Here is a 19,196-nt window from a genome sequence, read left to right as displayed (position 1 = left end):
GTCAGGCGGTCTCGAGCACGACGTCGGCCAGCACGGGCGCGCCGTCGCGCTCCGAGCCGGGGGCGACGACGTGGGCGGAGCCCACGACCCGGCCGTCCTCGCGCCAGCCGCGCACTCCGATGGTCTCGCCGGGGAAGACCACGCCGGCGAACCGGGCGGTGAACCCGCCGACGGCGCTCGCGTCGCCGTCGAGCAGCGCGTCGGTCAGGCTGCGCAGCGCGATGCCGTAGGAGCACAGGCCGTGCAGGATCGGCGCCGGGAAGCCGGCGGCTTTGGCGAAGTCGGGGTCGGCGTGCAGCGGGTTGCGGTCGCCGCAGAGCCGGTAGAGGAGGGCCTGCTGCGGGGTCACCGCGTAGACGACCTCGGCGTCGGGCGCCCGCTCGGGCACGACGACGGGCTCGGAGCCGCCGCGGTCGCCGCCGAAGCCACCCTCGCCGCGCACGAAGATCGAGGAGCGCGCCCGCCACAGCTCGGCGCCGTCGGCGTCGACCGCGGTGCCCTCCTGCCAGATGACCGCCGCCCTGCCCTTGTCCCAGACGTCGGTGATGCGGGTCGTCAGCGTCGCGGTGCCGTGGGTCGGCAGCGGGCCGGCGAGCCGCACCGACTGCGAGCCGTGCACGACCTGCGCGAGGTCGATCTCGCAGCCGGGCAGGTCGAGCGGCGGCGGGTCGGTGGCGTGGAACGTCGGCGCGACCACCGCGAACGACGGCAGCACCTGCAGCGCCGGGCCGTCGAGGGTCAGGCGCAGGGCGGCGGGGGAGACGAAGTCGCCCGGCGCCGAGCCGGCGCCGATCGCCAGGTGGTAGAGCAGCACGTCGCTCTCGGCCCACGAGAACGTCGTGGTGCCGGTGGTGGCGCCGATCGCCACCGACGGGTCGATGGGCATCAGGCCGTCTCCTCCGCCGGGGTCCGGACGGCGGCCGCGGCGTGCGTCCGCTCGGCGATGTCGTCGGCGGCCAGGTAGCCGAAGACCAGCGCGGGGCCGATGGTGCCGCCCGGGCCGGGGTAGGTGTGCCCCATGACGGCCGAGGAGACGTTCCCGGCCGCGTAGAGGCCCTCGATCGTCGAGCCGTCGGGACGCAGCACGCGGGCGTGCTCGTCGGTGACCAGGCCGCCCTTGGTGCCGAGGTCGCCCGGCACGATCTTGACGGCGTAGAACGGCGCCTCGTCGATGACGTGCAGCGACGGGTTCGGCTTCACCGTCGGGTCGGAGTAGTACTTGTCGTAGGCCGACTCGCCGCGGTGGAAGTCCTCGTCGACGCCGGTGCGGGCGAAGCCGTTGAACCGCTCCAGGGTCGCGGCCAGGTTCTCGGCGGGCACGTCGATCTCGGCGGCGAGCGCCTCGATGCTCGACGCCTTGCGGATGGTGCCGTACTTGTACCAGCGGCCGGGGAACGGCTGGCGCGGGAAGAGCCCGGCGAAGAGGTACCGGTCGCGGTAGCGCTGGTCGATGATCATCCAGGCCGGCACGTGCGGGACGCCGGTGGCCTCCCCGGCGTAGATGGCGTGGGTGGCCTCGACGTAGGGGAGCGCCTCGTTCATGAACCGGCGGCCCTCGCCGTTGACGATGATCGAGCCGGGCAGGTTGCGCTCCGCCAGGCAGAACCACGGGCCCGACGGCAGCGGGATGGTCGGGCCCCACCACGCGTCGTCCATCAGGTCGACGGCCGCGCCGGCTGCCATGCCGGCCACGTGGCCGGCGCCGTCGTTGAACTGCGAGCCGGTCGTCCAGTCCACCGAGGTGGGCTTCGGCTGGTACTGCTCGCGCAGCGCGAGGTTGCGCTCGAAGCCGCCGCTGCCGAGCACGACGCCACGCCGCGCTCGCACCTCGTGGCGCACGCCGTCGCGCTCGACGACGACGCCGACCACCCGGCCGTCCTCGACCAGCAGGTCCGCGAGCGGCGACTCGTAGTGCACCGGCACCCCGGCGTCCATGAGGCCCTTGCGCAGGCTGATCGCGATCGCGTTGCCCATCGCGTACATGCGCCGGCGCAGCAGCAGGCTGACGATGCGGCGCAGCAGCACCATCACCATGGTGATCGGGCCGCGGACGGTGCGCAGCCCCAGGCTGATCTTCCGGAAGTCCGCCTGCGTGACGATCATGTTCGCCGGCGCCTTGGTGTACTGCGGGTGCAGCCGCTCGAGCTCGGCGCCGAGGAAGCGCGCGTCCATCGGGACGGGCTCGGCGGAGCGTCCGGCCGCTCGGCCACCGGGCGCCTCGGGGTGGTAGTCGGCGTACTGCGGCACCCAGCGGAAGCGCAGCGGGGTGCGCGCCTTGAGGAAGTCCATGACCTCGGGACCGCGGCGCAGGTAGGTGTCGCGCCGCACCTTCGGGACGACGTCGCCGACGATGGAGTCGAGGTAGAGCTCGGCCTGGGCGGCGTCGTCGGGCGCGACCTGTCCGGCCTCGCGCAGCGCGTAGTTGCCGGGGATCCACACCCCGCCGCCGCTGCGGGCCGTCGACCCGCCGAAGTGGCCGCTCTTCTCCAGCAGCACCGTCTCCAGGCCGTGGTCGGCGGCGCGCAGCGCGGCGGACATGCCCGCGGCTCCGGCTCCGACGACGACGACATCGACCTCTGCGGGCAGGGCGCCCGTCGAACCACCCGTCATGGCACAAAACTGTAACAGGTTCTACTATGTGCAGGTGACCTCCGACACCATCGTGACGCCGTCCGTCGCCCCGCGGGTCGAGCAGGCCGTCGAGCGGCTCGCCGGCGCGCTCGCGACCCGCACGCCCTGCGCGCCGGTGCGCGACCTGATCGGCACCGACGACCTCGACGCCGCGTACGCCGTGCAGCAGGGCCTCGTCCGCCGGCGCCTCGACGCCGGGGCCCGCGTGGTCGGCCGCAAGATCGGCGCGACCTCCGAGGCGGTGCAGCGCCAGCTCGGCGTCGACCAGCCCGACTTCGGCTACCTGCTCGACGAGATGGACGTCAGCGCGCTCGCGCCGATCCCCATGGACGCGCTCCTCCAGCCCCGGGTCGAGGCGGAGGTCGCCTTCGTGCTCGGCGCCGACCTCGCGCCGGCCGACGAGGAGGAGATCACGCCCGCGCTCGTCCGCTCCGCGGTCGCGCTCGTGCTGCCGGCCCTGGAGATCGTCGACTCGCGCATCTCGGGCTGGGACATCGGCTTCACCGACACCGTCGCCGACAACGCCTCCAGCGGGCTGTTCGTCGTCGCCGACCGCGCGGCCGGACGTCCGCTCGACGAGGTGGAGCCGGTCGAGGTGGTGATGAGCCTGAGCATCGACGGCGAGGTCCGCTCGGAGGGCACCGGCGCCGCCTGCCTGGGCGACCCGCTCGAGGCGCTGCGCTGGCTGGCGATCCAGGCCCACCGCTACGGCGACCCGCTGCGCGCCGGCCACCTGGTCCTCTCCGGCGCCCTCGGCCCGTTCGTCCAGTTCGCCGCCGGCCAGACCGTCGAGGCGTCGATCAGCGGCTTCGCCCCGCTGGTCGCCACCTTCGCCTGACCGGCCCTCCCCGCCGCGGTGGTCGAGCTTGTCGAGACCCCCGCACCCACCGCACCCGCCGCACCAGAGAGAAGAGGCCCCGTGGCCCAGAAGCTCACCGCCGCCATCGTCGGACCCGGCAACATCGGCACCGACCTGCTGTTCAAGCTGCTCCGCTCCGCCGAGCAGGGCGGCCCGATCGAGCCGCGCTGGATGATCGGCGTCGACCCGTCGTCCGAGGGGCTGCGGATCGCCGCGTCGAAGGGCCTGGAGGCCTCGCACGAGGGCGTCGACTGGCTGCTCAAGCAGGACGAGCTGCCCGACCTGCTCTTCGAGGCCACCTCGGCCTACGTGCACCGGGAGTACGCGCCGCGCTACCGGGAGGCCGGCATCCGGGCCGTCGACCTGACGCCGGCCGCGGTCGGCCCCGCGGTGATCCCGCCGGTCAACGGCGACGAGCACGTGGGCGCGTGGAACGTCAACATGATCACCTGCGGCGGGCAGGCCACGATCCCGATGGTCGCCGCGGTCTCGCGGGCCACGCCGGTGTCGTACGCCGAGATCGTCGCCTCGGTCTCCAGCGTCTCCGCCGGCCCGGGCACCCGCGCGAACATCGACGAGTTCACCCGCACGACCAGCCGCGGCGTCACCGAGATCGGGGGAGCGGCGCAGGGCAAGGCGATCATCATCCTCAACCCCGCCGAGCCGCCGATGATCATGCGCGACACGATCTTCTGCGCGGTCGACCCCGACGCCGACCGCGACGCGATCGTCGCCTCGGTGTTCGCGATGGAGAAGGCCGTCCAGGAGTACGTGCCCGGCTACCGACTGCTCCAGGAGCCGCAGATCGACGAGCCCTCCGACGCCACCCGCGGCGCGCTGAAGGTCTCGATCTTCGTGGAGGTCGAGGGCGCCGGCGACTTCCTGCCGCCCTACGCCGGCAACCTCGACATCATGACGGCCGCCGCCACCCAGGTCGGCCAGAACATCGCCCGCTCGATCCTGGCTGGAGCCTGAGATGACCGACACGCACGCCACGACCGCCCCGCTCGATCGGCTCGCCCGCACCTGGTCCGGCACGCACGGCGACGAGCCGTTCGGCGACCTCGACCTGCGGCTCACCGACACCTGCCTGCGCGACGGCTCGCACCACAAGCGGCACCAGTTCACCGCGCGCGAGGTCGAGGACATCGTCCGTGCCCTCGACGCCTCCGGCATCCCGGTGATCGAGGTGACGCACGGCGACGGCCTCGGCGGCTCGTCGTTCAACTACGGCTTCTCGCGCACCCCGGAGCAGGAGCTCATCCGGATCGCCGCCGAGACCGCGCAGCGGGCGAAGATCGCCTTCCTCATGCTCCCCGGCGTCGGCACCAAGGACGACATCCGGGCCGCCCAGGACAACGGCGGGCAGATCTGCCGGATCGCCACGCACTGCACCGAGGCCGACGTCTCGATCCAGCACTTCGGCCTGGCCCGCGAGCTCGGCCTGGAGACCGTCGGGTTCCTGATGATGAGCCACACCCAGAGCCCCGAGGTGCTGGCCCGGCAGGCCCGGATCATGGTCGACGCCGGCTGCCAGTGCGTCTACGTCGTCGACTCCGCCGGCGCCCTGGTGATGGAGCAGACCGCCGACCGGGTCGCGGCCGTCGTCGCCGAGATCGGCCACCAGGCCGACGTCGGCTTCCACGGTCACGAGAACCTCGGGCTCGGCGTGGCGAACACCGTCATCGCCGCCCGCGCCGGCGCGACCCAGATCGACGGCTCGGTGCGCCGCTTCGGCGCCGGCGCCGGCAACACGCCGCTCGAGGCGTTCATCGGCGTGTGCGACAAGCTCGGCTGGCGCACCGGCGTCGACTTCCTGCAGATCGTCGACGCCGCCGAGGACGTCATCGCCCCGGCGATGCCGGAGGAGTGCCGGCTGGACCGGATGACGCTGATGATGGGCTACGCCGGCGTCTACTCGTCCTTCCTCAAGCACGCCGGCAACGCCGCCGACCGCTACGGCGTCTCCGGCGCGCAGATCCTGCTCGAGGCCGGGCGGCGCAAGCTGATCGGCGGCCAGGAGGACCAGCTCATCGACATCGCCCTGATGCTGAAGGCCGAGAAGGACAAGGCGGCGGCGAACGCGTGAGCCGCGCTGGTCGTCGCGGCGTCGAGCCCCACCGACAGGGCCCGTCGTCCGACGGGCGGTGGCGTCCACGGCGCGGACGGGGCAGGCTCGCGTCATGGCCTCCCGACTCGCGAACCTCTGCTTCGACGCCCACGACACCTACGCGCAGGCCGTCTGGTGGGACGCCGTGCTCGACGACTTCGCGCACGACCCGTCCGACACCTCCGAGGGCTGGAACCACCCGGGCGCGCAGGAGTCGGGCCTCGAGGGCCCCGACGGCCGGTCCTGGCTGTTCCTCGCCGTGCCCGAGGGCAAGGCGGTGAAGAACCGCGTGCACCCCTGCCTGCGTCCCACCGACCGCAGCCGGGACGAGGAGGTCGAGCGACTCCTCGCCCACGGCGCCACGCTGGTGGCCGACCTCCGCGACGGCGAGCGCGGATGGGCGGTGCTGGCCGACCCCGAGGGCAACGAGCTCTGCGTGCTCTCCCGGCTCGACGGGTGACGCGCCGCGCCCCGCGGGACTGGACCCAAAACAAGAACGTGTTCTAGTCTGGCGGCTCGCGATCGACCGATCAGGAGCGTGCCCATGTCCCATCCGGTGCTGGAGGGCGTCCGCGACGTGCTGCCGAGCATCCGCGAGCGCGCGGACGAGGCCGAGCGGCTGCGGGTGGTGCCGGAGGCCAGCGTCAAGGAGCTCGACGAGGTCGGGTTCTTCCGCCTGCTCCAGCCGCGCCGCCACGGCGGGCACGAGGCCGACCCGGTCGACTACTACACGGCCGTGCGCGAGATCGCGGCCGCCTGCGGCTCCACGGGCTGGATGGCCAGCGTGGTCGGCGTCCACCCCTGGCAGGTCGCGCTCTTCGACGCCTCGGCCCAGGAGGCCGTGTGGGGCGAGGACGAGCGCACCCGGCTGAGCTCGTCCTACGCGCCGACCGGACGCGCCGACGTGGTCGACGGCGGCTTCCGGCTCACCGGACGCTGGAGCTTCAGCTCCGGCGCCGACCACTGCCAGTGGGTGCTGCTCGGCGGGCTCGTGCACGACGCGACCGGCGCCGTGGTCGACTTCCGCACCTTCCTGCTGCCCCGGGCCGACTACCAGATCGCCGACGTGTGGCACACCGTCGGCCTGGCGGGCACCGGCTCGAACGACATCGTGGTCGAGGACGCGTTCGTCCCCGCCGCCTTCACGCTCTCGATGAGCGAGACCGGCCAGTGCAAGGGGCCCGGTCAGGCGGTCAACGACGCCGAGCTCTACCGCCTGCCGTTCCACTCGGTCTTCACCGCCACCATCACCGCGCCGATGATCGGCATGGCCCAGGGCGCCTACGACGAGCACGTCGCGCTGCAGCGCCAGCGGGTGCGCGCCGCGTACGCGGGGGAGCGGGCCAGCCTCGACCCGTTCGCCGCCGTCCGGGTCGCCCGCGCGGCCAGCGAGATCGACGCCGCCTGGGGACAGCTCGTCGGCAACCTCCGCGAGGAGCAGGCGTTCGTGGCCCGTGGCGAGCAGATCCCGCTGCGGGTGCGGCTCAAGGCGCGCCGTGACCAGGTGATCGGCTCCCAGCGGGCGCTCGACGCCATCGACCTGCTCTTCGAGGCCTCCGGCGGACGCGCCCTGGCCCGCGGCACCCGGCTCGAGCGCGCCTGGCGCGACGCCCACGCCGGCCGCGTCCACGCCGCCAACGACCCCGAGCGGGCGCTGCAGATGTTCGGCGCCCACGAGCTCGGCCACCAGATCGACCCCGGGATGTACTGATGACGACGACCAGCCCCGCCACCGGCGCCACCGACGCCCCGCTCAGCCGGGACGCCCTGCGGCGCACCGCGACCGTGCGCACCGACGCCGCCGGCGAGATCGCCCTGACCTACTACGAGGCCGGCACGCCGACCGCGCTCGGCGGCGGCCTGCCGCTGGTGATGCTCCACGGCGGCGGCCCCGGCGCGTCCGCGTGGTCGAACTTCGGCTCCGCGCTGCCGTCCTTCGCCCGCGACCTGCGCACGATCCTGGTCGACCAGCCGGGCTTCGGCGGCTCCGACAAGCCCGCCGTCGTCGGCAACTACTACCGCTTCTCCGCGGACGCGGTGGTCGCGCTCCTCGACGAGCTCGGCATCGAGCGCGTCCACCTGCTCGGCAACAGCCTCGGCGGCGGCACCGCGATGCGGCTGGCGCTCAGCCACCCCGACCGCGTCGGTCGGCTGATCCTCATGGGACCCGGCGGCCTGAGCCTCAACCTCTTCCACGCCGACCCGACCGAGGGCGTCCAGCGGCTCATGGACTTCAGCCGCGAGCCCAGCCGCGAGAGCCTGCGCCGCTTCATCTCCTGCATGGTCGTGAACCAGGACCTCGTCACCGACGAGCTCGTCGAGGAGCGCTTCGCGGACGCGACCGCGCCCGGCGCGCAGGCCGCGATGGCGAGCATGGGCTGGTCGTTCTTCAACCCCGAGACCGCCGAGGACGGCCTGCTGTGGCGCGAGGCGCACCGCCTGCGCAAGCACACGCTGCTCACCTGGGGCCGCGAGGACCGCGTCAACCCGCTCGACGGCGCGATGGTGGCGCTCAAGCTCATCCCCAAGGCCAGCCTGCACGTCTTCCCGAACTGCGGCCACTGGGCCCAGATCGAGGCCGCCGAGGAGTTCCGCGAGGTCGCGACCGCGTTCCTCGCCCGCCACGTCGAGCGGCCCCGCGCGGCCGCCCAGGGAGGTGCCGCATGAGCATCGACATCCGCTCGCTGGGCTACGTCCGGGTCGCCAGCACCGATCTCGAGCAGTGGCGCACCTTCGCCGGCAAGGTGCTCGGCCTCGCCGAGGCTCGCGGCGCCAACCCCGAGCACCTCTACTACCGCATCGACCAGGTCAGCCACCGGCTCGTCGTCGAGCCCGCGGACGTCGACCGGCTGATCTGCGCGGGCTGGGAGCTGGCCGACCACCGCGCGCTGCAGGACGCGCGCGAGCACCTGCAGAAGGCCGGCGTCGAGTTCGAGGAGGCCACGGCCTCCGAGCTCGACGAGCGCCGCGTCCAGGAGATGATCCGCTTCTCCGACCCCTTCGACAACGTCTTCGAGCTCTTCCACGGCATCACCTACGAGGCGCGTCCGCTGGTGACGCCCTACGCCGCCCGGTTCGTCACCGGCGACCAGGGCATGGGGCACCTCGTCGTGCCGGTCGACGACGACGTCGAGGCGCTGCGGTTCTACGCCGACGTGCTCGGCTTCCGGCTGCGCGACTCGATGAGCATGCCCGGCGAGTTCGTCGGCAAGGAGCCGGGCAGCAAGGTCTGGCTGCGGTTCCTCGGCGTCAACCCGCGGCACCACTCGCTGGCGTTCCTGCCGATGCCGAACCCGAGCAAGTGCGTCCACATCATGCTCGAGGTCGACGCCCTCGACGACGTCGGCCGGGCGCTCGAGCGGGTCCGCAAGCACGGCGCCCCGCTCTCGGCGACGCTCGGCCGGCACATGAACGACGAGATGGTCTCGTTCTACGTCCGCTCGCCCGGCGGGTTCGACGTCGAGTTCGGCACCGACGGCCTGACCGTCCAGGACTCCTCCTGGGTCGCCCGCGAGTCGACGGCCGTCTCCTACTGGGGCCACGACTTCAGCGGCGGACGCTGACCATGGGGGCCCACCCCGACGGCCCCGTCCCGGCGGTCGCCGGACCCGCCACTACGGTGGGGGTCATGACGTCGCCGGAGCCCCCCGCCGTCCCCGAGGGCATGCGTCCCGACGCCGCGGCCACGTGGCCCAGCGCCGAGCTGATCGACTCCTGGCTCGCCTACGACGTGCAGCTGCACCCGGGCGAGGAGGCGGCCGTCGACCCGGCCGATCCCGAGGCCGTCGCCGCCGCCCGCCGGTTCCGCGACGTGCTGGGCCGGTTCGCCTCCGGTGTCACCGTCGTCACCGCGATCAGCAACGGCGAGCCGGTGGGCCTGACCTGCCAGTCGTTCTCCAGCGTCTCCCTCGACCCGCCGCTCGTGCTGTTCGTGCCCGCGAGGACCTCCCGTGCGTGGCCCGCCATCCAGCGCTCCGGCCGGTTCTGCGTCAACTTCCTCGCCGAGCACCAGGTCGACGTCTCCAACCAGATGGCCAGCCGCGGCGCCGACAAGTACGCCGGCCTGGGCTGGCACCCCTCCGCGGTCACCGGGTCGCCGGTGATCGAGGGCTCGGTGGCTCACGTCGACTGCACCATCCACGCCGTCCACGAGGCCGGCGACCACTGGATCGTCATCGGCCGCGTCGTCGACCTGCAGACCGACGAGGCCGACGCCGACCCGCTCCTGTTCTTCAAGGGGCAGTACCGCACCGTGCGCTGACGCGCTGCGCGGCATCTCCGTCGTCGCGCCCGGCACGGACGCGCCCCCTGGCCCGGACGGGTCAGGCCGGGCCGCCCGGGCGACGGCTGCCGTCCGTGACCCGCGCTCCCTAGCGTGGTCGGGTCGTCGGACCTGGGAGGGACCGCCATGCCTCGTCCTGCTCGTCCTGCTCGTCGTCGGTCGCACCGTGTGCGGCCCCGCCCGCTGCTCCTCGCGGGCCTGCTCGTCGTGATCCCTCTGGCTCTCGGCCCGGGGTCACCGGCGCTCGGCACGCCGGGCGGCCCGCCGGAGGCCGGGTCGACAGCGGTGGCCGTCGCGGCCCCGGCGACCGGGATGCCCCGGGCGGAGCGCGCCGTCGCCCGGCGGGCGGCGGGCGACGTCGACGTCCTGGCGCTGCACTCGCGTCCCGGGGCGGCCCGCACCGTCTACCTCGACGTCGTGGGCGCCACGGTCGCCGACGTCGGCTGGAACGCCCTGACCGGCGTCGGGTCCCTCGTCGCAGCGCCCTTCGACCGCGACGGCGACCCGGCGTCGCTGGGCGCCGAGGAGCAGGACTGGGTCCGCTGGACCTGGCAGGTGCTCGCCGCGAAGCTCGCGCCGTTCGACGTCGACGTCACGACCGAGCGGCCGAGCACCGACGCGCTGCGCGCCGACGGGCCCGACGACCCGACCTGGGGCGTGGAGATCCTGCTGACCCAGGCGTACGACAACCCGGTGGCGGCCTGGTGCGGCCGCTGCGGCGGCACCACCTACACCTACCTGCTCGGTGCCGACCGGCAGGCCCAGCGCGACGCGTCCGGCCCCGCCTGGGTGTTCGCGGACCTGATGCGCCAGCCGCGCGACGCCGGCCTCACCGCGGCCCTGCACGTCGGCCGGATGGCCGGTCTCGAGCCGCACGGGCGCACCACCGCCGTCGGCACGACGACCTTCTGGGCCGGTGGCGCGCTGTGGGGGCCGATCCTGGGGCTGCCCGTCGACGCCGACGTGAGCGGCTGGTCGCACGGCTCCTACCCGGGCGCCACGCACCCCGAGCAGGACGACGTCGCCACGCTCGCCGCCGCGCTCGGCACCGTGGCCGACGACGGGCCCGACGGCAGCGGCGGGCAGGGCGGTGCGGAGGCCGCGCGGGCGCTGGTCGACGGGCACGCCACCGGCGCGATCGAGTCGCCCGGCGACGTGGACGGCTTCGTCGTCGCGATCGACCGGCCGACCGCGATCACCGCGGCGCCCGTCTCCGACGACGAGATGCTCGACGTCGCGCTCACCGTCCGTGACGCCGACACCGGCGTCGAGATCGGACGCGCCGCGCCGCCGACCCTCCCGGCGGCGAGCTGGGTGGCCACCGGCACCGGGGCCACCGTGGACGTGCCCGTGGCCGCCGGCACCTCGCGTCGGCTCCTGGTGCAGGTGGCCGGCGACGGCAGCGGCGACGGCGTCGGCGACGGCTCCGCGCTCGCGCGCCCCGACGCCTACGACGCCGCGGGCTCGCTGGGGCGCTACGCGGTGACGGCGCGCCCGCTCGAGGACGTCCTCGCCGCGCGGGTCGGCACGACCCCCGTGGTGACGGGCACCGCCGTGACCCAGACGCCGCTCGTCCTGACCGGAGGGGTGCCGCCGTATCGCACGGCCGCCCTGGGGCTGCCCGAGGGGCTCCGCTTCGACCCGTACTCGGGAGCGCTGCTCGGCGCGGCCCCCGACGTCCCGCAGACCACGCCGCTGCGGTTCGTGGTCAGCGACGCGGAGGGCACCACACGCGTGGTCGCCGGCGAGCTGCGGGTGACGCCTCCCGGCCCGTCGCTGGGCATCGACCTCCCGGACTCGCGGCCCGCCGAGGTCGGCCTCGCCCTGGGGCCGGTGCGCTTCGCCGCCACGGGCGGCACCGCGCCGTACGCGTGGAGCTCGACCGGGCTGCCGCCCGGCCTCGCGCTGGCCGCCGACGGCACGCTGACCGGCACCCCGCGCACGGCCGGCGACCTGCTCGTCCCGGTGCGTGTGCAGGACGCCGACGGTGCGACCGCCACCGCGCTCTGGCCGCTGCGGGTGGTGCCGCGGCTGGCGCTCCGGCCCACCCGGCTGCCGGCCGGACGCGCCGGCAGCGCGTATCGCGTCACGCTGGTCGCGACCGGCGGCCTGCCCTCGCTCCGCTGGCGGGTCCGCGCTCCGACGGGCGCCCGGCTCGAGCGCGTGGACGACGGGAGTCGCGTCCTGCGGCTGCGGCTGCCCCGCGTCGTGCCCGCCTCGCGCACGGTGGTGGTCGACGTCGAGGTCGTCGACGCGCTGGGGGTGCGGGCGCAGCGCACGTACGCGGTGCGCGTGCTGCCGCGGTGACACGGTGACACGGTGACGCGGCGAGGCGGCTGATCCGCGGCCGCCGGGCCCCGGACGCACGAGGACCCCCGGCCGGCGGCCGGGGGTCCTCGGGGATCGGAGTGGCGGGAGGGAGTGGATCAGATCCGGGTGCGACGGGGGTTCGCGACCATCTCGCCGGTGAGGGCCTCGGTGGCGTCCTCGGCCGCCTCGTTCTCCTGGGGGGTGGTGTCGACGCTGTCCATGTCCCGCATCCTAGGAGCGCCGTCCCGGTCTGACCCGGGGACGGCCTGTGACCTGGGCCACGGTGCGGCCACGGACGACGCCGGGCGGGTCATGCCGTGCTCTCGGCCAGGGCCTCGCGATGCGCGCGCCCGGTGCCGAAGAGGTGCCCGAGGGCGTGCGCGCGCTTGAACACCAGCTGGGCGTCGTGCTCCCAGGTGATCGCGATGCCGCCGTGCAGCTGGACGGTCTCCGCGGCCACCCGCTCCGCCGCCTCCAGGCAGCAGGACGCCGCCACGTGCGCGTCGAACGGCGTGCCGTCCTCGGCGGTGCCGCGGGCCACCGCGAACGAGCCGGCCCACGACGTCGAGCGAGCGAGCTCGACGCGCACGAGCAGGTCGGCCATGCGGTGCTTGAGCGCCTGGAAGGAGCCGATCGGCCGCCCGAACTGCACCCGCTGGGCGCTGTAGGCGACCGTCATGTCCAGGCCGCGCGTCGCGCAGCCGAGTGCGAGCGCGGCGACCGCGGCCGTGCCGACCGCCGCCACCCTGGCCCGCGCGGGCTCGGCGCGCCCGATCGGCCGGACGGCGTCGGCGGGCACCGACACGGTGCCCAGCCGCAGCGTCTGGTCCATCGACGGCGTCCAGGCCACGGCGCACGCGGCCGCGTCGGCCACGCCGAGGACGCCGTCGTCGCCGAGCACGAGGACGAGGGACGCACGGTCCGCGTCGACCACCGGATGCGGGGCCGCGAGGTCGACGACGCAGGCGGTCTCCCCGGCCGCCAGCCGGGGGAGCAGGTCGGCCTGCGCCTCGGGGGTGCCGCCGGCGAGGACCACCTCGGTCGCCAGCAGCGTGGAGAGCAGCGGGGACGGCGTCAGCGTGCGGCCGAGCTCCTCGAGCACCAGCAGCGCCTCGAAGAGCGTCGCGCCCGCGCCGTCGTGCTCCTCGGGCACGGCCAGCGCGGCGACGCCCACCTGCTCGCAGAGCAGCCGCCACAGGTCCTCGTCGTAGCCGAGCGGCAGCGCCAGCGCGGATCGCACGGCCGCCGGGTCGGAGCGCCGCGCCAGCAGTGCCCGGACGGTGGCGACCAGCTGCTCCTGCTCGGCGGAGAGCGCGAAGTCCATCAGGCGGCCCGCCCGTCCACGAGCAGGGCCAGCAGCGCCGCGCGGTGCCGGGCGGGCGTGCCCCAGGCGCCGACCAGCGCACGGACCTTGGTGAGCCACAGGCTCAGGTCGAACTCCTGGGTGTAGCCGATCGCGCCGTGCAGCTGCAGGGCCGTCCGCGAGGCCAGGTAGGCCGCGTCGGAGGTCGCGATCTTCGCCGCGTGGACGTCGGCGGGCGCGTCGGTGAGCGCGGCGCCGTCGACGAGCGGTCGGGCGAAGTCGAGGGCGATGCGGACGTCCGCGAGCGCGTGCTTGAGCGCCTGGTACGAGCCGATCTCGCGGCCGAACTGCCGCCGCTGGCGCACGTAGGAGACGGTGTCGGCGAGCAGCCGCTCGCCGGCGCCGAGCAGCTGGGCGCTCGTGGCCAGCACCGCGAGCCGCTCGGCCGCGGCCAGGGCCGCATCGGTCGGGCCGTCGACCGCGTCGCCGGCGACGAGGTCGACGAGCGCGCGGGTGCGGTCGACCGAGCGGTGCGTCGCGCCGTCGGCGGGCGCGGCGCGGTGGAGCACGCCGTCGACGACCAGGTAGGCCTCCTCGACGACGTGCGCGTCCAGGGCGCGCGGGGCGAGCGGCGCGACGGCGACCGTCGCCGGACCGTCCAGCTCGCGGCCCAGCGCGCGCGGCAGGTACGCCGCCGACTCCACCCAGGGCCCGGGCACGGCGTGCCGGCCGAGCGCCTCGAAGGCGATGACGACCTCGACCGCGGACGCCTCGGTCGCGAGCATCGAGACGCCCTGGTCGGCCAGACGCCGCCACAGCGCGAGCCCGGGCCCGAGGTCGCCGTCGGCCCAGGCCCGGGCCACGGCGACGGTGTCCGCGCCGGCCAGCAGCGCCTCGAGCGACGTGGCCAGGTCCCGCTGGTCGGTGGTGTGGACGAAGTGCACGTCAGGCTCCCCTCGGCTCGCGCGGCAGGCCGAGGATCCGCTCGGCGACGATGTTGCGCTGCACCTCGTTGGTGCCGGCGTAGATGGGCCCCGACAGCGAGAACGTGTAGCCGTCGAGCCAGCGCGACTCCAGCTCGGCGTCCGCGTCGAGCAGGTCGAGCGCGGTCTCGTGCAGGGCGACGTCGAGCTCGCTCCAGAACACCTTGTTCACCGAGCCCGCCGCCCCGATGTCGCCGCCGTCCGCGAGCCGGGTGACGGTGCCCCAGGTGTAGAGCCGGTACGCCTGGGCGCGCAGCCACGCGTCGACGACGGCGTCGCCGGCCGCGGCGGGCGGCTCGGGCGTGCTGCGGTACAGGTCGACGAGCCGGTCGGCCGCCGCGCAGAAGCGTCCGGGGGATCGCAGGGAGAGGCCGCGCTCGTTGCCGGCCGTCGACATCGCGACGCTCCAGCCCTCGCCGACCCCGCCCAGCACGTCGGCGTCGGGCACGAACACCTCGTCGAAGAAGATCTCGGCGAAGCCGGCCTCCCCGTCCAGCTGCGCGATCGGACGCACGGTGACGCCCGGCGCGTCCAGGGGGAAGAGGAAGTAGGTGAGCCCGCGGTGGCGCTGCGCGGACGGGTCGGAGCGGAACAGGCCGAACCCCCAGTCGGCCAGCGCGGCGCGCGAGGACCAGGTCTTCTGCCCGTCCAGGACCCAGCCGCCGCGCTCCTCGTCGCGCCGCGCCGTGGAGCGCAGGGACGCCAGGTCGGAGCCGGCCTCGGGCTCGCTCCAGCACTGCGCCCAGATGCGCTCGCCGGTGGCCATGGAGGGCAGGAAGCGCTGCTGCTGCTCGGGGGTGCCGTGCTCGAAGAGGATCGGGGCGAGCAGGAAGATGCCGTTCTGCGAGACGCGGCCCGGCGCGCCCGCGCGGTAGTACTCCTCCTCGAAGATCACCCACTCCACGAGCGAGGCCTCGCGACCGCCGACCTCGCGCGGCCAGGAGACGACCGACCAGCGGTCCGCGGCCAGCTTCGCCTCCCACTCCTGGTGCAGCGCCCAGCCCTCGGGCGTGTCCATGGAGGGCAGCGGCTCGGCCGGCACGTGCGCGGCGAGCCACGCCCGGGCCTCGGCCTGGAAGGCCAGCTCGGACTCCGACAGCGACAGGTCCATCGTCACCTCTCTCGCAGGCCGGCGCGGAGCTCGGTCTTGAGCACCTTGCCGGACAGGTTGCGGGGGAGGGCGTCGACGAAGACGACCTCCCGGGGGGCCTTGAAGTTGGCCAGGCGCTCGCGCGCGGCGGCGATCACCGACGCGGCGTCCAGCGCCGCGCCCGCGGGGGAGGCGTCGCGGACGACGAACGCCGCGCCCACCTCGCCGAGCCGCTCGTCCGGCACGCCGACCACCGCGACGTCGGCGACGCCCTCGACCCGGGTCAGCGTCTGCTCGATCTCGGCGGGGTACACGTTGAAGCCGCCGGAGATGAACATGTCCTTGAGCCGGTCGGTGATGCGCAGGTTGCCGGCGTCGTCGAGCTCCCCGACGTCGCCGGTGTGCAGCCAGCCGTCGGCGTCGATCGCCTCGGCGGTGGCCGCGGGGTCGTCGAGATAGCCGAGCATGACGAACGGCCCGCGGACGAGCAGCTCGCCGTCCTCGCCGATGCGCGTCTCCATGCCGGGGATCGCGCGGCCGCAGGTGCTCGCGACCAGCTCCGCAGGATCGCCCTCGCGGCACATCGTCACGACGACCGCCTCGGTCATGCCGAAGGCCGTGACGACCTGGGCGATGCCGAGCCCGGTCGGCGCGGGCTCCTGCATCCGCTCGATCAGCACCTGCGGCACCACCGCGGCGCCGGTGACCGCCAGGCGCAGGGACGAGAGGTCGCGCCGCTCGCGGCCGGCCGCGGCCAGCAGCGACTGGTAGATGGTGGGCGCACCCGGCAGCACGGTGATCCGCTCGCGCTCGATCAGGTCGAGGGTGCGGGCGACGTCGAAGGTGGCCTCGGGGTGGAGCGTGGCGCCGGTGAGCAGCCCGGTGACGATGCCGACCTTGTAGCCGAAGGAGTGGAAGAACGGGTTCACCACCAGGTAGCGGTCGGCGCTCGTGACGCCGCCGAGCTCGCCCCACGCGCGGGCGACGCCGACGGTCTGGCGGTGCGCCGACATGGCGCCCTTGGGTCGTCCGGTGGTGCCGGAGGTGAACAGCACGTCGGCGACGTCGTCGGCCCGCACCGCGTCGGCCCGGGCCTCGACCTCGGCGAGCAGGCCGGCGTCGGGCTCGGCCTGCTCGCCGAGGTCGGCGACGTCGAGCAGCAGCCGGACGCCGGACAGGTCGGCGGCCGCCTCGAGGTCGGCGCGCTGGGAGCGGCCGAGGAAGCCGTCGGCCAGGACGACGACCTGCGCCCGGGTGCGCTCGACCAGCTCGGCCACCTCGTGGCCGGTGTAGCGCGAGTTCGCCGGGACGAGCGTCCCGCCGGCGTAGGAGACCGCGAGCGCCGCGACCACCCAGGCGACGCTGTTCGGCGCCCATACCACCGCGCGGAAGCCGGGCTCGGCCCCGGCGGCGACGTAGCGGGCGGCGGTCTCGCGCACCCGGGCGTGGAGCTCGACGAACGACGTCGTCCGGCCGTCCTCGACGTAGGCCGGCGCGTCGCCGAACCGCGTCGCGGCGGCCCGCAGCGCCGCCGGGATCGTGTCGACGGTCTCGGACACCTCTCACCCTCTCGCCCAACCAAACAGTTGCTTGGTAGCGTAGCACCTGTGGACCTGACCTACTCCCCGACCGACGAGGCCTTCCGGGCCGAGGTGCGCGCCTTCCTGGAGGACCACCTGGCCGGCGAGTTCAAGGGGCTCAAGGGCCTCGGCGGGCCCGGCCGCGACCACGAGGCGCTGCCCGAGCGGCTCGCCTGGAACCGCCACCTGGCGCGCGAGGGCTGGACGGCCGTCGGCTGGCCGGTCGAGCACGGCGGACGCGGTCTGAGCCTGTGGCAGCAGGTGATCTTCCACGAGGAGTACGCCCGCGCCGACGCGCCCGGGCGGGTCAACCACCTCGGCGAGGAGCTGCTCGGCCCCACGCTGCTCGCCTTCGGCACCCCAGCGCAGCAGGCGCGGTTCCTGCCGCCGATCGTGGCGGTCGAGGAGCTGTGGGCGCAGGGCTACTCCGAGCCGAACGCCGGGTCGGACCTCGCGAACGTCCAGACCCGCGCCCGGCTCTCCGAGGACGGCTCGCAGTGGGTGCTCGACGGCCAGAAGGTCTGGACCTCCAACGCCCACTTCTCCCAGTGGCTCTTCGTGGTGGCGCGCTCCGAGCCCGGCTCGCAGCGGCACCAGGGCCTGTCGTTCCTGCTCGTGCCGATCGACCAGCCCGGCGTCGAGGTGCGGCCGATCGAGCAGCTCACCGGCGGCTCGGAGTTCAACGAGGTCTTCCTCACCGACGCCCGCACCGACGCCGACCTGATCGTCGGGGAGCCCGGCCGCGGCTGGGGCGTCGCGATGGGCCTGCTCGGCCTCGAGCGCGGCGTCTCGACCCTGGGCCAGGTCGTCGGCTTCGCCCGCGAGCTCGACGCGCTGATCGCGCTCGCCCGCGCGACCGGCGTCTGGGACGACGCCGTGCTGCGCGATCGGATGCTGCACTCCCGGGTCGAGCTCGAGGCGCTGCGCTCCTTCGCGCTGCGCACGCTCTCGCTGGTCGGCAACGGCGAGGACTCCGCGGCCGGCGGCGGCGCCGGCTCGATCTTCAAGCTGGCCTGGGCCGGCTGGCACCGACGTCTCGGCGAGCTCGCCATGGACGTCGTCGGCACCGGCGGACTGCTCGCCGACGCCGCCCCCTACGAGCTGTCGACCTGGCAGCGCCTGTTCCTCTTCTCCCGCGCCGACACGATCTACGGCGGCAGCGACGAGGTGCAGAGGAACATCCTGGCCGAGCGCGTGCTCGGCCTGCCCCGCGAGCCCCGAGGTTGAGCCCCATGACGTCCGCCCGCCCCGTCCAGCCCACTCCGGCCTACGTGCCGCCGCACGGCCTGCTCGCCGACCGCACGGTCGTCGTCACGGCCGCCGCCGGCGCCGGCATCGGCGCCGCCGTCGTGCGCCGCGCCCTCGAGGAGGGCGCCCGCGCGGTGGTCTTCTCCGACACCCACGAGCGACGACTCGCCGAGGCCGAGGAGGCGCTGGCCGCCGAGTTCGGCGCCGATCGGGTGCGTCAGACCGTCTGCGACGTCACCGACGAGGCGCAGGTGCAGCGCCTGCTCGACCTCGCCGACGAGGTCGGCGGCGTCGACGTGATGATCAACAACGCCGGCCTGGGCGGCACCGCGTCGGTGCTGGAGATGACCGACGAGCAGTGGTCGCGCGTCCTCGACATCACGCTCACCGGCACCTTCCGCTGCGTCCGGGCGGTCGGGCGGCGGATGGCCGAGGCCGGCACCCGCGGCGTCATCGTCAACAACGCCTCGGTCATCGGCTGGCGCGCCCAGGAGGGCCAGGCGCACTACGCGGCGGCGAAGGCCGGCGTGATGGCCCTGACCCGCTGCGCGGCGCTCGACCTCGCGCCGCACGGCATCCGGGTCAACGCGGTGAGCCCCAGCCTGGCCATGCACCCGTTCCTGGCGAAGGTCACCTCCGACGAGCTGCTGCACGAGCTCACCCAGCGCGAGGCGTTCGGCCGGGCCGCCGAGCCCTGGGAGATCGCCAACGTCATGGTCTTCCTCGCCTCCGACTACGCCTCCTACCTCACCGGCGAGGTCGTCTCGGCCAGCAGCCAGCACGCCTGAGCGAGGATGCCT

17 protein-coding genes are annotated in these 19,196 nt (G+C 74.6%); 11 read left to right on the top strand and 6 right to left on the bottom strand.

The genetic code is table 11. The annotated features are described in order from the left end of the window. Position 1 precedes the first annotated feature (1 nt). Both K8Z61_RS17415 and kstD read right to left on the bottom strand, forming a co-directional pair. Positions 2 to 886 carry a MaoC/PaaZ C-terminal domain-containing protein gene (locus K8Z61_RS17415; protein ID WP_224131419.1) on the bottom strand — a complete coding sequence of 295 codons (885 nt, stop codon included), beginning with the start codon at positions 884 to 886 and terminating at the stop codon, positions 2 to 4. After that, the gene (gene kstD, locus K8Z61_RS17410; protein ID WP_224131418.1) at positions 886 to 2,610 is read right to left on the bottom strand and encodes a 3-oxosteroid 1-dehydrogenase; all 1,725 of its coding nucleotides are present in this window, start codon (positions 2,608 to 2,610) and stop codon (positions 886 to 888) included. The genes K8Z61_RS17415 and kstD overlap by 1 nt, the downstream gene beginning before the upstream one ends. A gap of 34 nt (positions 2,611 to 2,644) precedes the next feature. Here kstD and K8Z61_RS19450 point away from each other — a divergent pair, with 34 nt between their 5' ends. From K8Z61_RS19450 to K8Z61_RS17365, 9 genes are all read left to right on the top strand, one after another. Further along, a complete protein-coding gene (locus K8Z61_RS19450) occupies positions 2,645 to 3,469 on the top strand; it encodes a 2-keto-4-pentenoate hydratase (protein ID WP_224131416.1) in 825 nt (274 codons plus the stop codon). An 81-nt stretch (positions 3,470 to 3,550) separates the two neighbouring features. Beyond that, a complete protein-coding gene (locus tag K8Z61_RS17400; RefSeq protein WP_224131414.1) occupies positions 3,551 to 4,465 on the top strand; it encodes an acetaldehyde dehydrogenase (acetylating) in 915 nt (304 codons plus the stop codon). A 1-nt stretch (position 4,466) separates the two neighbouring features. Beyond that, complete coding sequence (gene dmpG, locus K8Z61_RS17395) at positions 4,467 to 5,579, top strand: 4-hydroxy-2-oxovalerate aldolase (protein ID WP_224131412.1); 1,113 nt, start codon at positions 4,467 to 4,469, stop codon at positions 5,577 to 5,579. 94 nt (positions 5,580 to 5,673) lie between these two features. Then, the gene (locus K8Z61_RS17390) at positions 5,674 to 6,060 is read left to right on the top strand and encodes a VOC family protein (protein ID WP_224131410.1); all 387 of its coding nucleotides are present in this window, start codon (positions 5,674 to 5,676) and stop codon (positions 6,058 to 6,060) included. An 84-nt stretch (positions 6,061 to 6,144) separates the two neighbouring features. Continuing rightward, positions 6,145 to 7,311: a 3-hydroxy-9,10-secoandrosta-1,3,5(10)-triene-9,17-dione monooxygenase oxygenase subunit gene (gene hsaA / locus K8Z61_RS17385; RefSeq protein ID WP_224131408.1), complete on the top strand. Its 1,167-nt coding sequence runs from the start codon at positions 6,145 to 6,147 to the stop codon at positions 7,309 to 7,311. Next, positions 7,311 to 8,267 (top strand): 4,5:9,10-diseco-3-hydroxy-5,9,17-trioxoandrosta-1(10),2-diene-4-oate hydrolase, encoded by a 957-nt coding sequence (hsaD, locus tag K8Z61_RS17380; RefSeq protein ID WP_224131406.1) that lies wholly within the window; start codon positions 7,311 to 7,313, stop codon positions 8,265 to 8,267. Before hsaA ends, hsaD begins: the two co-directional genes overlap by 1 nt. Next, positions 8,264 to 9,163, top strand: coding sequence for an iron-dependent extradiol dioxygenase HsaC (gene hsaC, locus K8Z61_RS17375; RefSeq protein WP_263431279.1), 900 nt, complete (start codon positions 8,264 to 8,266; stop codon positions 9,161 to 9,163). Before hsaD ends, hsaC begins: the two co-directional genes overlap by 4 nt. Before the next feature lie 65 nt (positions 9,164 to 9,228). Beyond that, positions 9,229 to 9,861 carry a flavin reductase family protein gene (locus K8Z61_RS17370; RefSeq protein ID WP_224131404.1) on the top strand — a complete coding sequence of 211 codons (633 nt, stop codon included), beginning with the start codon at positions 9,229 to 9,231 and terminating at the stop codon, positions 9,859 to 9,861. A 333-nt stretch (positions 9,862 to 10,194) separates the two neighbouring features. Beyond that, on the top strand, positions 10,195 to 12,189 hold the full coding sequence (locus tag K8Z61_RS17365) for a putative Ig domain-containing protein (RefSeq protein ID WP_224131402.1): 1,995 nt from the start codon (positions 10,195 to 10,197) through the stop codon (positions 12,187 to 12,189). Positions 12,190 to 12,502: 313 nt separating this feature from the next. Here K8Z61_RS17365 and K8Z61_RS17360 read toward each other — a convergent pair whose 3' ends face one another. From K8Z61_RS17360 to K8Z61_RS17345, 4 genes are read right to left on the bottom strand one after another with little or no spacing between them, the layout of a single operon-like run. Beyond that, on the bottom strand, positions 12,503 to 13,516 hold the full coding sequence (locus K8Z61_RS17360) for an acyl-CoA dehydrogenase family protein (RefSeq protein WP_224131401.1): 1,014 nt from the start codon (positions 13,514 to 13,516) through the stop codon (positions 12,503 to 12,505). Continuing rightward, entirely contained in the window at positions 13,516 to 14,439 is a 924-nt protein-coding gene (locus K8Z61_RS17355) for an acyl-CoA dehydrogenase family protein (RefSeq protein ID WP_224131399.1), read from the bottom strand. The genes K8Z61_RS17360 and K8Z61_RS17355 overlap by 1 nt, the downstream gene beginning before the upstream one ends. A gap of 1 nt (position 14,440) precedes the next feature. Continuing rightward, on the bottom strand, positions 14,441 to 15,589 hold the full coding sequence (locus tag K8Z61_RS17350) for an acyl-CoA dehydrogenase family protein (protein WP_224131398.1): 1,149 nt from the start codon (positions 15,587 to 15,589) through the stop codon (positions 14,441 to 14,443). A 2-nt stretch (positions 15,590 to 15,591) separates the two neighbouring features. Further along, positions 15,592 to 17,127 (bottom strand): FadD3 family acyl-CoA ligase, encoded by a 1,536-nt coding sequence (locus K8Z61_RS17345; protein WP_224131396.1) that lies wholly within the window; start codon positions 17,125 to 17,127, stop codon positions 15,592 to 15,594. A gap of 48 nt (positions 17,128 to 17,175) precedes the next feature. Here K8Z61_RS17345 and K8Z61_RS17340 point away from each other — a divergent pair, with 48 nt between their 5' ends. Further along, positions 17,176 to 18,375 carry an acyl-CoA dehydrogenase family protein gene (locus K8Z61_RS17340; protein ID WP_224131394.1) on the top strand — a complete coding sequence of 400 codons (1,200 nt, stop codon included), beginning with the start codon at positions 17,176 to 17,178 and terminating at the stop codon, positions 18,373 to 18,375. A gap of 5 nt (positions 18,376 to 18,380) precedes the next feature. Next, positions 18,381 to 19,184, top strand: coding sequence for an SDR family oxidoreductase (locus K8Z61_RS17335; RefSeq protein ID WP_224131392.1), 804 nt, complete (start codon positions 18,381 to 18,383; stop codon positions 19,182 to 19,184). Positions 19,185 to 19,196 lie beyond the last annotated feature (12 nt).

It is taken from the genome of Nocardioides sp. TRM66260-LWL, assembly GCF_020075545.1.
Classification (GTDB): Bacteria; Actinomycetota; Actinomycetes; order Propionibacteriales; family Nocardioidaceae; genus Nocardioides.
This window is presented reverse-complemented; position numbering and strand designations above follow the sequence as displayed.

Coding starts and splice junctions, on each gene's coding strand:
- K8Z61_RS17415 (WP_224131419.1), bottom strand. CDS start 886: ATGCCCATCGACCCGTCGGTGGCGATCGGCGCCACCACCGGCACCACG.
- kstD (WP_224131418.1), bottom strand. CDS start 2,610: ATGACGGGTGGTTCGACGGGCGCCCTGCCCGCAGAGGTCGATGTCGTC.
- dmpG (WP_224131412.1), top strand. CDS start 4,467: ATGACCGACACGCACGCCACGACCGCCCCGCTCGATCGGCTCGCCCGC.
- K8Z61_RS17390 (WP_224131410.1), top strand. CDS start 5,674: ATGGCCTCCCGACTCGCGAACCTCTGCTTCGACGCCCACGACACCTAC.
- hsaA (WP_224131408.1), top strand. CDS start 6,145: ATGTCCCATCCGGTGCTGGAGGGCGTCCGCGACGTGCTGCCGAGCATC.
- hsaD (WP_224131406.1), top strand. CDS start 7,311: ATGACGACGACCAGCCCCGCCACCGGCGCCACCGACGCCCCGCTCAGC.
- hsaC (WP_263431279.1), top strand. CDS start 8,264: ATGAGCATCGACATCCGCTCGCTGGGCTACGTCCGGGTCGCCAGCACC.
- K8Z61_RS17370 (WP_224131404.1), top strand. CDS start 9,229: ATGACGTCGCCGGAGCCCCCCGCCGTCCCCGAGGGCATGCGTCCCGAC.
- K8Z61_RS17365 (WP_224131402.1), top strand. CDS start 10,195: ATGCCCCGGGCGGAGCGCGCCGTCGCCCGGCGGGCGGCGGGCGACGTC.
- K8Z61_RS17360 (WP_224131401.1), bottom strand. CDS start 13,516: ATGGACTTCGCGCTCTCCGCCGAGCAGGAGCAGCTGGTCGCCACCGTC.
- K8Z61_RS17350 (WP_224131398.1), bottom strand. CDS start 15,589: ATGGACCTGTCGCTGTCGGAGTCCGAGCTGGCCTTCCAGGCCGAGGCC.
- K8Z61_RS17335 (WP_224131392.1), top strand. CDS start 18,381: ATGACGTCCGCCCGCCCCGTCCAGCCCACTCCGGCCTACGTGCCGCCG.